Below are 15,170 nucleotides of genomic sequence, written 5' to 3'. Positions count from 1 at the left end.
CTTACGGTATTTTTCCGCAGTATGGAGGTTGCTATGCGTTGCATATATTTTATGATAACTTACGCATTGAGACGCAAACTGCGGATAAATACCGTAGGCAGCAAATGTAACCGTCGCTATTATATCAATTTAAACCTTAAAATCTCAAACACATATTGCACATTTTGAAAGTTGGTATAATGAAGTTAACAGCAAAAGTTGGATTTAAGTCAAACCTTTGGGATTGGCGTAAATTATGCGAGACGCAAAATGCAGTATTACAACAAATTTTATGCGCTTGCGCAGACAAAAATTGCCGGCGCATTAGAAAGAGCGATTGCTAAAGAAAATGTAAACACAATAGTCAAAAAGAACAAAACGTTAGTATTGTTTTATCGCAATTGTGGCTATAAGTTGACACAAAAAGCATATATAACCTAAAACGACGAACTTTGTTAAATTGGCAAAACAAATACAAAGAATATGATATAAGATGTTTTACAACTACTTGACATTTCGAGGTGTTTTCTGTAGACTTTACGCAGTGTAGTTGTAAGGCTAGTCGATTGTAGTGTGGTGTGTCCTAAAAAATCTCCCAAATGGGCAATTTGGGATATTTTTACGTCTAGTGTATGTCTTCGTGTGGAGGAGGGGTAAATGTTGAAAGAGGGTGAATTGAGAATCCCATCCGGGTGTGCTATAAGTGGCATTATAGACAAAAAAGGCAAAAGATTTAGTGGCGAAGAAATTATTAAGTCTATTGCCTTGATGCGTGATCGTTCAAACGGATTGGGCGGTGGTTTTGCGGCTTACGGTATTTATCCGCAGTATGGAGATTGCTATGCGTTGCATATATTTTATGATAACTTAAGCATTAAGACGCAAACTGAAGATTTTCTTGCAATGCACTTCGATATTGAAAGCGCGGGCAATATTCCGACAAAACATGTTCGTTGCATCACAAATAAACCATTAGTATGGCGTTATTTTGTACACCCAAGAACATACATGGTAAAAGAAGGGTTTTTGGACGAAGCCGAATTTACGTCAAGATGTGTAATAAGGATAAACAAGGAATATAAAGGGGCTTATGTTTTTTCCAGTGGAAAAAATATGGGAGCGTTTAAGGGAGTAGGCTATCCTGAAGACATCGGCGAGTTTTTTATGTTGGACACTTATGAGGCTCACACGTGGACAGCGCATGGAAGATTTCCTACGAATACTCCGGGATGGTGGGGCGGCGCTCATCCCTTTACAATGCTTAATTGGTCTGTAGTGCATAATGGCGAAATATCTTCCTATGATGCTAATAGAAGATTTGTGGAAATGTATGGATATAAATGCACTCTTCAAACCGATACCGAAGTGATAACATATCTATTTGACATGCTTGTAAGAAAACATAATATTCCAATGGAGAAGGCTATAAAAATAGTAGCGACTCCTTTTTGGGATGACATTGAAAGAGAAAATAAAGAGTTGCAAACCGAATTAAAGAGTATGAGGGCTGTTTATGCTAATGCGTTAATTAACGGACCATTCTCAATAATTTTAGGATATGAAAAAGGAATGATAGCTTTAAATGACAGGATTAAGCTTCGTTCGTTGGTAGCCGCGGAAAAAGGGGATAGAACTTATGTGGCAAGTGAAGAGAGCGCGATAAGAATAATATGCGATAATCCGGATAAAATATGGTCCCCAAAAGGTGGGGAGCCGGTTATTGCCTTGTTGGAAGGTGAACAAAAATGAACTTAGATTTTAATACTCCATCATTTGAAGTAATAAGAAATGAAAAGAAATGCATTAATTGTCGTGTATGTGAGCAGCAGTGCTCTAATAAAGTGCATTCATACGATATGAAAAAAAAGATTTTTAGCGCCAACGATGTAAAGTGTGTTAATTGTCATAGATGCGTTGTTCTTTGCCCTGTGAAAGCTTTAGTTATAAAAAAATATCCTCTTGAATTTAGAGAAAATGCAAATTGGACGGACGAAGCGATAAAAGAAATTTATAAGCAATCCCAAACGGGTGGTATTTTGCTTTCAAGCATGGGTAATCCCAAATCTTTTCCGATTTATTGGGATAAAATACTTCTTAACGCAAGTCAAGTTACAAATCCATCTATAGATCCTTTGCGCGAGCCTATGGAAACAAAAGTTATGATAGGGGGAAAACCCGAGAAGCTTGAGTTTAACACTAAAGGCAACCTAATCACAAAAATGCCTCCTCAGGTTGAGTTAAAAATGCCTATAATGTTTTCCGCGATGAGCTATGGTTCCATTTCCAGAAATGCTCACGAATGTCTTGCAAGAGCCGCCGAAGAGCTTGGAATTTGTTATAATACTGGCGAAGGTGGTTTAAATAAAGATTTTTACAAATATGGTAAAAATACCATTGTGCAGGTTGCGTCTGGCAGATTTGGTGTTCATAAAGAATATTTAAATGCGGGCGCTGCAATTGAAATTAAAATTGGTCAGGGGGCAAAGCCGGGTATTGGAGGTCACTTGCCTGGTAGAAAAGTTGGAAAAGATGTCTCCGTTACAAGAATGATACCTATAGGGTCTGATGCTATTTCACCGGCTCCCCATCATGATATTTACTCCATAGAGGATTTAAGACAGCTTATCTTTTCGTTAAAAGAAGTTACAGATTATAAAAAACCTGTTTTTGTAAAAATTGCTGCAGTTCATAATGCGGCTGCTATAGCTTCAGGTATTATGAGAGCGGGCGCGGACGCAATTGTGGTTGACGGTTTTCGCGGTGGCACAGGCGCAACTCCAACAAGAGTGAGAGATAATGTAGGTATCCCCGTGGAGTTCGCGTTAGCTTCTATAGACCAAAGGTTAAGAGAAGAAGGCATAAGAAATCAAATTTCTCTTCTTGCTTCGGGTAGTATCAGAAATAGCGCAGATGTAGTGAAAGCTATTGCATTGGGCGCTGATGCTGTTTGTATAGGTTCGGCTGCGCTTATAGCGCTTGGTTGCCATATGTGTCGTTCTTGTTCAGTCGGCAAATGTAATTGGGGAATAGCTACGCAAGACGCAGACCTTGTAAAGAGACTTGATACTGATATTATGTACAAACGACTTGTAAATTTGGTTTCAGCATGGAATCATGAGATACAAGAGATGCTTGGCGGTATGGGCATTAATGCCATTGACAGCTTAAGAGGTAACAGGCTTATGCTGAGAGGCATTGGGTTGAGCGAGAAAGAATTGAATATTCTTGGTATTCAGTATGCCGGCGAATAATTTTTGATATTTCTTGTTGTGTTTTTATACACATTACTTGAATTTGATTCGGAATTTATGTTTTGTAAAAGAGGTAGAAACATGAAAACTATTGACGCTTTAAATATTTATTATCGCGAATTAAACAATTTAATTGATAATACAATTGAAACAGAAAAGACTATTTCTTTAAAAAATGTTTTTGGTCAAAGATACATCGGAAGAGGTTTGCCTGAAAAAGTTAAATTGAAAATTTACGGTGTTCCGGGAAATGATATGGCTGCATATATGGACGGGGCAGAGCTTGAAATATTTGGTAATGCCCAAGATGCTGTCGGAAATACAATGAATAATGGTAGAATAATAGTCCATGGTAATTGTGGAGATACCTTGGGTTATGCTATGAGAGGCGGGGAAATTTACGTTGAAGGAAATGTTGGCTATAGAGTTGGTATTCACATGAAAGAATATAAAGAAATGAAACCTGTAATCGTAGCAGGTGGTAAAGCCGGCGAGTTCCTTGGAGAGTACATGGCAGGAGGGGCAATTATTTTGCTTGGTTTAAATTTTTCAAAAAACGGATCAATAGTAGGTAGATTTTGTGGAACTGGTATGCATGGCGGAGCTATTTATTTAAATGATAATGCCAATGAATATATGTTTGGTAAAGAGGCTGTTAAAGTCGCTATTACAGATACAGACATTGCGTTTTTGAAAAAACATATTGATTTTTACTCAGAGACTTTTAAAAAAGATTTAAAACATTTAAAAATAGAATCATTTTCAAAATATGCGGCAGTTAATAAAAATCCGTATTCGAATATGTACTGTGTTTATTAAGCGCTGAATTTTTGAAAAAGAAGGGTTAGGAAATGGAAAAAGAGAAAAAGATGTTGGACAAAAAATACAAGAAAGCTTATCTAAAACTATCCAATGGCGTAACGCTTGAAGGAAGAGCTATTGGCGCTGGTGTAGTTGTAAGTGGCGAGATGGTTTTTAATACGGGTATGTTAGGGTACAGCGAAGCTATGACAGATCCCTCGTATTTAGGACAGATTTTAGTTTTCAGTTTTTGTCTTATAGGTAATTATGGAATACCTCTTCCTAAAGATGGGAATCTTTTTATGTCTAAAGGTCACGAAAGTTCTTCAATAAAAACACAAGGTATTATAGTGTCGGATATTTATGACAACTGTTATCATCATGACGGCGGTATTTTTCTTGAAGAGTGGTTGAAAAGTCAAGGTGTACCGGGGATTGCCGGTATAGACACAAGATACTTAGTTCAGATGATAAGAGAAAGTAGGAATCTTTGGGGAAAAATCGTTCCTGAAGGTGGAAAACCGCAGGATAAAAATAAGTTTGAATTTTTGAAAAACTTTCAAGACAACGAATATGTTGATCCGTCAAAGTATAATTTAATGCCGTCCGTGTCAACTAAAGAAGTAGTAAAAATGGGCAAAGGTTTTAAAAAAGTTGCAGTTATTGATTGTGGCGCAAAATGGAACATCATGCGAATGCTTATGGAGAGAGGATGTGAAGCGCATGTTTTGCCATGGGATACAGATTTTTCCAAAATACAATGCGACGGGTGGGTTATAAGTAACGGCCCCGGAGATCCAAAAAATACAGGCGATTTGGTTGATAGAATAAAAAAAGATGTTTTAAGCTCAAACAAGCCTATTTTAGGAATATGTTTGGGGCATCAACTTTTGTCTCTTGCGTCCGGAGCAAAAACAAAAAGATTAAATCACGGGCATAGAAGCCACAACCAGCCTGTTTTTTCTCTTCCTGAAAAAAAGGCGTATATGTCGAGCCAAAATCATAGATATGCGGTTGAAAAAAGTTCAATAAAGTCTGATTGGGAATTATGGTTTGAAAATGCAAACGATGATTCGGTGGAAGGGTTAAAACATAAAACAAAACCGTTTATGTCTGTACAGTTTCATCCTGAAGCGTCAAGCGGACCAAATGACACAAGTTGGATAATGGATAAATTTGTAGGTTCGATAAAAAAATAGCAGACAATTTTACGTTAGAACTATAAAGAGACAATAAGAGCGCGAGTAAATAAACTGAATGATATATAACGAAGTCTCAGATAAATATAAGGCAGATGTGATTACCGCAACTAAGAAAGATGTTTTATTTTCAAATATGAAAAGTGAATAAAGACGATATATATTCAGTAGTTTCAATAAATAAGAGCTAGCGCGTGAGATAGTCGAACGATGTCGAGCATTTACAAAGAGACTTGAACAAGGGACATACTCACTAGTGGTCATAATGGGAGATATGTAGGCGTAGGTTTGCTTCTTGCTTCAGGTAAAGCGATTGCTTCCACGGGACCGTCATTGTTGGCAACATGTTTTGTTAATTATAATTTATACCGCGTATAGATTGTTTGTAAAAAATAGAGAATAAGAGAGAAAGTATGCCGATTTTAGATTTCTTGTTACCAAAAAATGGAAAAAAGCAAAAAGTTATTCTTCTTGGGTCAGGGGCTTTGTCTATAGGACAAGCAGGGGAGTTTGATTATTCCGGATCTCAGGCTGTAAAAGCTTTGGAAGAGGAAGGTCTTGAGGTAATAATTATTAATCCTAACATTGCTTCAGTTCAGACAAATAAGGGTCCAAACAAAAAAGTTTATTTGTATCCTATCACTCCTTTTTGGGTAGAAAAAATTATTAAAATTGAAAAGCCCGTTGCAATTATTTCGAGTTTTGGCGGACAGACATCTTTAAACTGTGTTATAGCGTTGGAAAAAAATGGTGTTTTGAAGAAATATAACGTAAAAGTTTTGGGAACTCAGGTTGACGCTCTTGAGCTGTCTGAGGATAGAGAACTTTTTGCGCAAAAAATGAAATCTATAAATGCGCCTATAGCAAAAAGCCATGCTGTTTCTACGGTGGAAGAAGCGCTGAAAACTGCTGAAACAATTGGCTATCCTGTCATAACAAGATCTGCATTTGCTCTTGGCGGATTAGGCTCCGGACTTGCAAGAACATCTTTAGAACTGAAAAAGCTCACTCAATCTGCCCTCATGACATCTCCTCAGGTTTTAATTGAAAAATCTCTTCACGGTTGGAAAGAAATAGAATACGAAGTAATGCGCGATAAAACAGGAAATACTATAACTATATGTAATATGGAAAACTTCGACCCTATGGGCATACATACGGGTGACTCTATAGTTATTGCCCCGTGTCAAACAATCAACAATACCGAAAATAATATGTTGAGAGATACTGCAATTAAAATTGCGCAGAACGTTGGCATTGTTGGCGAGTGTAATGTGCAGTATGCTTTAAATCTTAAAGATTATGGTTTTTATGTTATAGAAATTAATGCAAGATTGTCTCGTTCGAGCGCATTGGCAAGTAAGGCAACAGGATATCCTATCGCTTATATAGCTGCAAAAATAGTCATAGGTTTTGATCTTTTGGAACTTAAAAATCCGGTTACGGGCACTACTTCCGCGTTCTACGAGCCATCGCTGGATTATGTTACTTTAAAAGTACCCCGTTGGGATTTAAGTAAGTTTAGCGGAGTTTCAAAAAATCTTGGCACACAAATGAAGTCTGTAGGTGAAGTTATGGCTATTGGAAGAAATTTCTGCGAGGTTGTTCAGAAAGCTATAAGAATGGTAAATGAAAATGAAGAGGGAATAACTACAAATATTTTCAATAATGCTTCTGACGAAGATATTGAAAAAGAGCTTTTATCGCCCACAAGTTTGAGAGTTTTTGCAGTTTATGAAACGTTTAAGAGAGGGAAATCTCTTGAGTATGTATATGAAAAAACAAAAATAGATTATTGGTTTTTGTCGCATATTTTGTACTTAGCGCGAGTTGCAACTGAATTATTTAACTTTTTTAAGCAAAAAGAAAAACAAGACAGTTTTACATCCCAAGATTTATATAATGCCTTTAAGCGGATTTCAAAAGAGCATTTACAACGTTTAAAATCAAGAGGTTTTTCAGATTTTCAGCTTACAAAAATATTTCTTTCCGCGTGCTTGAGTAGCAAAGTTAAACTCAGTATAAAGCAAATAAGAGCTTTATCTTTGGGTATAAGAAAATTAAGAAAAAAACTTGGTGTTTTGCCTGTTGTAAAACAAATTGATACCACATCTTCAGAATATCCTACAAGATCTAACTATTTATATCTTACTTATGACGGAATGCACAGCGATGTTTCTGCCAAGAAAAATGCAAAGAGCATAATTACTTTAGGAAGCGGTAGTTATCGCATAGGGAGTAGTTTGGAGTTTGATTGGTGTTCCGTTATGACAAGCGGTTATTTTAAAAATAAAAAAAATGACAGCGTTATTATTAACTGTAATCCCGAAACTGTATCAACTGATTATAGCGCTTCAGACAGATTATATTTTGAAGAATTGTCGTCAGAAAGAGTGTTGGACATTATAGATATTGAAAATCCTAAAGGTGTAATCGCCTGTATGGGTGGACAAAATCCCAATAATTTGATTCAGTCTTTAAGCGAAGCAAAAGTAAATATTTTAGGGCATAGCCCAAAGAGCGTTGACGCCGCCGAAGACAGGGAAAAGTTCTCAGCGATGCTTGATAAACTTGATATAGATCAGCCTGAGTGGACTTCAGCCGTTTCTATTTCAGAAATAGAAAAATTTATAGAAAAAGTAGGATTTCCTGTTTTGATTCGTCCGAGTTTTGTTCTCTCTGGAACTCTTATGAATGTTGCAAACGATAAACAGAGTTTGGATTATTACTTGTCTCTTACAAAAGATATTTCCGCTGATTTTCCTGTTGTTATTTCAAAATTTATTCTTGATGCAAAAGAGATTGAATGTGATGGTGTTGCAAAATACGGTGAAGTTATACTTTCTCTCGTTACGGAACATGTTGAAAATGCCGGTGTTCATAGCGGCGATGCCACAATGGTCTTTCCTCCGCAAAAAATATACTCTCACACAGTAAATGTTATAAAAGATATAGTAAGAAAAATAGTGAAAGGTCTCAATTTAAACGGTCCTTTCAACGTACAGTTTATAGCTAAAGATAACGACGTTAAAGTTATTGAATGTAATGCAAGAGCATCAAGGTCGTTTCCGTTCATTTCAAAAGTTTCAGGAGTAAATCTTGCGGAGCTCTCATGCAAAGTAATGAACAATGAAAAAGTAAAAAAGATATTAATTGACGAAAGCGAAATACCATATGTTGGCGTTAAAGCTTCAATGTTTAGTTTCCAGCGACTAGATGGCGCGGATCCAGTTGTCGGTGTAGAAATGGCATCTACGGGAGAAGTCGGTTGCTTAGGCGAAAAATTTAATCACGCTATGCTTCTTTCAATGGAAGCAACTCAGATAAAAAAACCTAAAAAAGGAGTTCTTTTAAGCACGGGTAGAGAAAGAGATAAAGTTAAATTCATGGAAGTGATAGACAATCTCTATAAATTAGATGTTCCGCTATATGCGACAAAAGGTACGGCAAAATATCTTGAAGAAAGAGGCTATTATAAAGTTAATGTTGTTCATTGGAATCGCAATCCTAGAGCCGTAGATATAATAATTGATGGCAAAGTGGATTTTGTTATAAATATAAATAAAAATTTAAGTGTTGACGAGCTTAGCAATAATTCAGAGATAAGGAAAACCGCCGTTAAGTGCGGTTGTTCAATATTAACTAATCTTGAAAAAGTCATAGCTTATTTAAGAGCCTATGACTCTTACTCAGAATTGCAAAATGTTGAGAATTGTATCAGTTTATAGCTGACTGATTTTATATTGCTACATTGCAATGTAAAGTTAGTTGGCTGTAATTTTTTAATTTTTTGTCTTGAATTAATTTTGTTTTAAATGTAGCGCGAGGTTGCTATATTTAGTTTTTTGTAGCTGAAATGAAGCGCGATGCAAAGTTAACACGAGATTGATTATGCGTGTTTGGCGGTTTTTTTGTTCTAAGTGTTTTGCAAAAGAGGAAAAAATGTGTGGAATAATTGGAGTTGAAAATAATGACAATGCTGCGGTTTTAGCCTCGGCGGGACTGCTCACTCTGCAGCACAGAGGCGAAGAGTCGGCTGGCATTACAATCAGTGGTAAAGAAAAAATGAAAACTTTTAAGGCTATGGGGCTTGTTTCAAGGATTTTTAATGAAGAAATTCTTCTTAATAAACTTCCGGGAACCGCAGCTGTAGGGCATGTTCGTTATACGACTTCTGCAAAAAGTTCTTTAACGAATGCTCAGCCTTTTCAGATAAATTGTATCCATGGAAATATTGCGGTAGCGCATAACGGCAATATTACAAATTTTCTTAAAATAAAACAGATGCTTTTAAGGAAAGGCGCAATTTTTAATCATACTTCCGATACAGAAATACTACTTCATCTTATTGCTATGGCTAAAGGGAATCTAGCAAATATAGTCGCAAGTTCTCTACGTAAGCTCGAAGGCGCGTTTTCTCTTGTAATTCTTAAAGATAGGACTCTTATAGGCGCGAGAGATGAACATGGTTTTAGACCGTTAGTTTTGGGAAAAATTGGCAACTCATACATAATATCTTCAGAAAGCGCCGCAATAGAAGTTATCGGCGGGACATACATAAGGGATATAAACTCCGGTGAAATTATTGTTATAGAAAACGGACAAATCAAAAAATCTTTTTTGTATAAAAAAACTAAGAAACAAAATACTTGCATTTTTGAACAGGTTTATTTTTCAAGACCGGACAGTATAATGTTTGGGAAAACAGTGAAAGAAGCTAGGGTAAAAATGGGCGAATATCTTGCTAACCAGATGAAAAATGTAAAGGCTGATATTGTTATGCCTGTGCCTGATACAGGTTATTTTGCAGCTCTCGGTTTTTCTAGAACTTCAAATATTCTTTTTGAGAATGGTTTTGTAAGAAATCATTATGTTGGGAGATCGTTCATAAAACCATCGCAAAACTTAAGAGATTTAACCGCAAGACTTAAACTTCGACCAATACGTGAAGTCGTTAAGGGAAAAGAAATAATCCTTGTTGACGATTCGATAGTACGAGGAACGACATCAAAGAGACTTGTTAATATTTTGAGAGAAGCTGGAGCAAAGAAAATACATTTTGCGTTATCTTGCCCTCCAATAATAGGATCATGCTATTATGGAATTGACACGCCAAGTAAAGACCACTTGATAGCGGCAAATAATTCAATAGAAGAAATGAGAAAGTATTTAGGCACGGATAGCTTGACATTTTTAAGTTTAGAAAATCTTGTTAAAGCTTGTTCTTGCGTTAATAAAAAAGAAAAAGTTTTCTGTACGTCGTGTTTTACGGGAAAATATCCTACAGTAATCTCAAGAAACACATATAAGGAAGACTGTTAAAATGTCAAAGTATATTTTTATTACCGGTGGAGTTGTAAGTTCTTTAGGTAAAGGTATTTCCGGCGCAAGCATAGGTAAGCTTCTCCAACTTCGTGGCTTTAAAGTGAACATGATAAAATTCGACCCTTATATAAACATAGACCCGGGAACAATGAATCCTTATCAGCATGGTGAAGTTTTTGTTACTGCAGATGGAGCAGAATCAGATTTGGATTTAGGCACTTACGAGAGATTTTTAGACGTTTATACAAGCAAAGCTAACACAAATACGGCAGGTGATATTTATAAAACTGTAATCAATAGAGAAAGAAGAGGAGATTATGATGGCGCGACAGTGCAGGTTATTCCTCATATTACGGATGAAATAAAGAAACGGTTTGTTGCGTTAAAAAACAAATGCGATATTTCTATAATTGAAATTGGCGGAACAGTTGGAGATATTGAAGGTCTTCCGTTTATGGAAGCCGCAAGACAGTTTCAGCTTGAAAATAAAAAAGAAGATATTTTTAGCATACATGTTACTCTTGTACCCTATATTGCAGGCGCGCATGAGTTGAAAACAAAACCTACTCAGCATTCGGTTAATAAACTAAGAGAAATAGGGATTTCTCCCGATATGATAATATGCAGAACAGAATATCATCTTGACGAATCTTTAAAAAGAAAAATTTCTCTGTTTTGTAATGTCAAGGAAGAATGTGTAATAGAAGTAATGGATGCCCCTTCAATTTATTTTATTCCTGAGGCTCTTTATGATCAAAAAGTTGATTCTTTAATAATCGAAAAACTTAACATGAAATCTAAAAAGAAATTTGATAAAACATGGTTTACAAAAATAAAATCGCTTGGCGAATTTAATAAAACTGTTAAGGTTGCAGTTGTAGGCAAATATGCAGACTTGAAAGATGCATATAAATCCATTGACGAGTCTTTGAATATTGCCGCAACAGAGCTAAAAGCGAGGGCAGAAATACATTATCTTGGAGCAGAAGATAAAGATTTAGTAAGAAAGCTAAAAGACTTTGATGCTATTTTAGTTCCAGGCGGATTTGGCAATAGAGGTGTAGAGGGGAAAATAAAAGCAATAACTTATGCTAGAGAGAATAAGATTCCGTTTCTTGGAATATGTTTGGGCATGCAGTGCAGCGTTATAGAAGCGTCAAGGAATTTAGCAAAACTTAAAAATGCGAATTCAACAGAATTTGACGAGACCACAAAATATCCTGTAATAAAGATTATTGAGGAACAGAAAAATGTTAGTTATAGAGGCGGAACAATGAGACTTGGTAACTACAAGGCTGAAATAAAGAAAGACACTCTAGCTCACAATTTATATAAGTCTGTAGCAGTTGAAGAAAGGCACAGACACAGATACGAAATGAATCCAGAATTTATAGACATATTGGAAAAGGCTGGTCTTTCTGTAACTGCATATCACAAAGGCGTGCTTCCAGAAATTGTAGAAATAAAAGATCATCCATTTTTTCTAGGAGTACAGTTTCATCCTGAATTTGCTTCAAGACCCATGAAAGCGCATCCTATTTTTAGAGGGTTTCTAGGCGCAGCTTTAGAAGTGAGTAAATAATCTCACATTCATTCCTTTATTCCTGTAACTTCCTCTCTTTTAATAGTTCATAGATATTTTACAAGCTTTGTATTTATTTGAATTTATTTTTGCTACAAATTAGGTGGAACTGTAAAGAAAGTATGCCGCTGATACTGCTTGCTCTGCTCATACATACAATCGAGACCACTAGATTACAAAAACAGAATAATCTACAATATACTAACTAGTAGGCAAGCATTAAGTAGTCAAAGAACAAAAAAGAAAGAGGAGATGAGCTTATGGCAGAATTTACAGGTTTAAAATCCGTCCTTTGGCCAATACATAAATTTGAGTTAAAAAAGTTTCTTCCTATGGCCTTTATTATGTTTTGCATATTGCTCAATTACAGCTTGTTAAGAGTAATGAAGGACTCGTTAGTGGTAACAACAATGGGCGCAAGCGTAGTACCCACAATTAAGTTATGGTTTGTGATACCGTCAACGATATTGTTAGTGATAATTTATTCGAAACTAGTCAATATTTTTTCGAAAGATTCTGTCTTTTACATAATGGTAACATTTTTCATGGGATATTTTATATTGTTTGCGACTATATTATATCCATATCATCAATATTTGCATGCTGATTTTTCAGATGTTTCTTCAGGATTACTGTTTGGATTAGGATTATTGAAGCCGATAGGGCACTGGGTATTTTCTTCGTTTTATGTGATGGCGGAGCTTTGGGGAAGTTCCATGATAAGTCTGATGTTTTGGCGTTTTGCTAACGATGTTACTTCTATCAAGGAGTCAAAGCGTTTTTATGCGATGTTTTTATGTATAGCCAACTTTGGTCTTGTGATTACATGTTTTTTCGTGAAGGTATTAAACGATGAACGATTGGACGCAAACGAATGGAGCGCATTACCATACTTCATTCTGATAGTTGTAATATCCTGTCTTGTTATAATCGGTTTGTATTACTGGCTAAACAATGACGTATTGAAAGATTCGCGCTACTATAATCCTGACGAAATCAAGAAACCAAAAGAAAAAGCAAAGTTATCTATGTTGGAAAGTTTAAAATACATTTTCAAATCCAAATATCTCGGGTACATAGCGCTTCTGTTGATATGCTATGGAATAAGTATAAATCTCATAGAGGTTGTGTGGAAAGAACAGGTGCGTTTGTTATATCCTACAAAAGCTGGGTATAGCTCATTTATGGGATCTCTCAATCTATACACAGGAGTTTTCACCATAATATGCACGTTGATTGGCACAAATATATTGCGCAGATGTTCATGGTTTGTAGGGGCAATAATAACTCCTATTACGTTTTTTATAACAGGTCTTGTTTTCTTTGCATTTATCATATTCAAAGAACAACTTACGTCGGTTGTCACACCGCTTGGACTCACAGTTCTAGGAATTGTGATATCTTTTGGATTTATCCAGAATTTTCTGTCAAAAGGAGTAAAATATTCGTTTTTTGATCCCACTAAGGAAATGTGCTACATTCCGCTAGATGATGAATTGAAATCAAAGGGTAGGGCTGCTGTTGATATTGTTGGCGCACGTGTAGGAAAAGGCGGAGGTTCGTTTATACAGTATATGTTGCTTAACGTCATTTTTATTGGATCTTCGCTAGTGCAATTGGTTCCCGTCATAGCGGTTATATTCGTTGTAATACTTCTACTCTGGTTTGTGGCTGTTTTCGGACTAAATAAAAAGTTCTTACAATCTTACCAAGGATGATATAAAATAAGAGTGATTCAATATAGCAAAAGAAGAATTATCGATACTGTGTAGAGTAATATCGCAACATATTGCGCATTTTAGGAATTTCAAAAATAAAGATAAACGGATTGAAACAATAACAAGCTTTTAGTAAAATGGCGCAATTCTGTATATAAAATCATCTTTTTGCGGTTTTGCCGTATCTTCACTGTAAACTTAATTCTGAACTGAGAAAGTGTACAATATGCGTTTGAGATTTTTTTGGTATAGGCAAATATAAGCCTGATAAACCAGTCAATTTATTGCAAGCAGACAACGTGCATTTAAAAATAAACTGGAAGAAACGGATATTTAATCAACGCCGTTGATGTAAAAAGCAGACTAGCATTTAGCAAAGAATACAACAGATTAAACAGTGAAAACGCCAAAGATTTTTTAGAGACATTAAGATAAAGAGTATCCGTTTAAGATAAAGCGGATATAAACAGATAACGGAAGCGAATTTGACGGATACGCAATAAGGTTTTTTTTGCTTAAACATGTTTGAACAGACATTTGAAAAAGAGAACCAAGGACAAGAAATTGAAAGGAAACAAAAGACAGTGTACAAGTATTACTATAAAATGAGGATGGGAGAACCGTTTGAAGAAAATAAAGAAAGCGGTAAGTATTGCAGTTTTGTTTAGTTTGGTGTTAAGTTCATGTGGAAGAGACAGCGCAAATTTAGCGCGAAGGAACGATGATAATATTGTAGCAGGCGCAGTAAAACAGGATGAGAGCGAAGGACGAAAAGCTGATGTAGGTGATATAGTGAAAGGGACGATTAAATTTCCCGAAGTCGACAATAAAGCGCTTTTTTTTCACGGGAATGTCGGAAAAGAAGGAAATGACGATGACAAGAAGGCGAGCAGGGCAAGAAATTTAAGAGATGGAGAAAGTGTAGGAAGTGAAGCAAGACCGGTCGAGCAGTGTCCTATAGATAGAGCGGAAGACGATGCGGAGTTATGGATGTTTGATAAAGACTGGGAGGCTTGGCTGAAAAAAGAGGAGGGGCGGGCATGGCTAAAGACGAAAGAAGGGAAGAAATGGCTGAAAGGGGCGCAAGCGTTATACTGGATATCGCACGAGGATGGGCAGGATTGGTTAGAAACGTTCGCGACGTTTTTTCTCTTCTTCATCATTATCTCTAATATATTCCGCCCCTCCTCTTTTTTCAGCCAAGCCTCCCAGTCTTTATCAAACATCCATAACTCCGCATCGTCTTCCGCTCTATCTATAGGAAGTGAAGCAAGACCGGTCGAGCAGTGTCCTATAGATAGAGCGGAAGACGATG

At 36.2% G+C, this 15,170-nt stretch carries 9 protein-coding genes; all 9 read left to right on the top strand.

Annotation, left to right across the window (positions count from 1 at the left end):
• Window positions 1–636 precede the first annotated feature (636 nt).
• The gene (locus LE180_RS03075; protein WP_374134014.1) at window positions 637–1,728 is read left to right on the top strand and encodes a glutamine amidotransferase family protein; all 1,092 of its coding nucleotides are present in this window, start codon (window positions 637–639) and stop codon (window positions 1,726–1,728) included.
• Complete coding sequence (locus LE180_RS03070) at window positions 1,725–3,230, top strand: glutamate synthase-related protein (RefSeq protein WP_374134013.1); 1,506 nt, start codon at window positions 1,725–1,727, stop codon at window positions 3,228–3,230. Before LE180_RS03075 ends, LE180_RS03070 begins: the two co-directional genes overlap by 4 nt.
• 81 nt (window positions 3,231–3,311) lie before the next feature.
• Window positions 3,312–4,049, top strand: a complete 738-nt coding sequence (locus tag LE180_RS03065; RefSeq protein ID WP_374134012.1) for a hypothetical protein — start codon at window positions 3,312–3,314, stop codon at window positions 4,047–4,049.
• Between the two features lie 32 nt (window positions 4,050–4,081).
• On the top strand, window positions 4,082–5,230 hold the full coding sequence (gene carA / locus LE180_RS03060) for a glutamine-hydrolyzing carbamoyl-phosphate synthase small subunit (RefSeq protein WP_374134011.1): 1,149 nt from the start codon (window positions 4,082–4,084) through the stop codon (window positions 5,228–5,230).
• A 413-nt stretch (window positions 5,231–5,643) separates the two neighbouring features.
• Entirely contained in the window at window positions 5,644–8,958 is a 3,315-nt protein-coding gene (gene carB, locus LE180_RS03055) for a carbamoyl-phosphate synthase (glutamine-hydrolyzing) large subunit (RefSeq protein WP_374134010.1), read from the top strand.
• A 214-nt stretch (window positions 8,959–9,172) separates the two neighbouring features.
• A complete protein-coding gene (gene purF / locus LE180_RS03050) occupies window positions 9,173–10,552 on the top strand; it encodes an amidophosphoribosyltransferase (protein WP_374134009.1) in 1,380 nt (459 codons plus the stop codon).
• 1 nt (window position 10,553) lies between these two features.
• Entirely contained in the window at window positions 10,554–12,137 is a 1,584-nt protein-coding gene (locus LE180_RS03045) for a CTP synthase (protein WP_374134008.1), read from the top strand.
• 260 nt (window positions 12,138–12,397) lie between these two features.
• The gene (locus LE180_RS03040; protein ID WP_374134007.1) at window positions 12,398–13,855 is read left to right on the top strand and encodes an Npt1/Npt2 family nucleotide transporter; all 1,458 of its coding nucleotides are present in this window, start codon (window positions 12,398–12,400) and stop codon (window positions 13,853–13,855) included.
• A 624-nt stretch (window positions 13,856–14,479) separates the two neighbouring features.
• A partial coding sequence (locus LE180_RS03035; RefSeq protein ID WP_374134006.1) for a hypothetical protein occupies window positions 14,480–15,170 on the top strand: 691 nt, incomplete at its 3' end.

The organism is Candidatus Endomicrobiellum pyrsonymphae (genome assembly GCF_020328025.1).
In the GTDB taxonomy this organism is placed as follows: domain Bacteria; phylum Elusimicrobiota; class Endomicrobiia; order Endomicrobiales; family Endomicrobiaceae; genus Endomicrobiellum; species Endomicrobiellum pyrsonymphae.
Note: the sequence above shows the minus strand (reverse complement) of the source record. Positions and strands in the feature narration are given on the sequence as shown.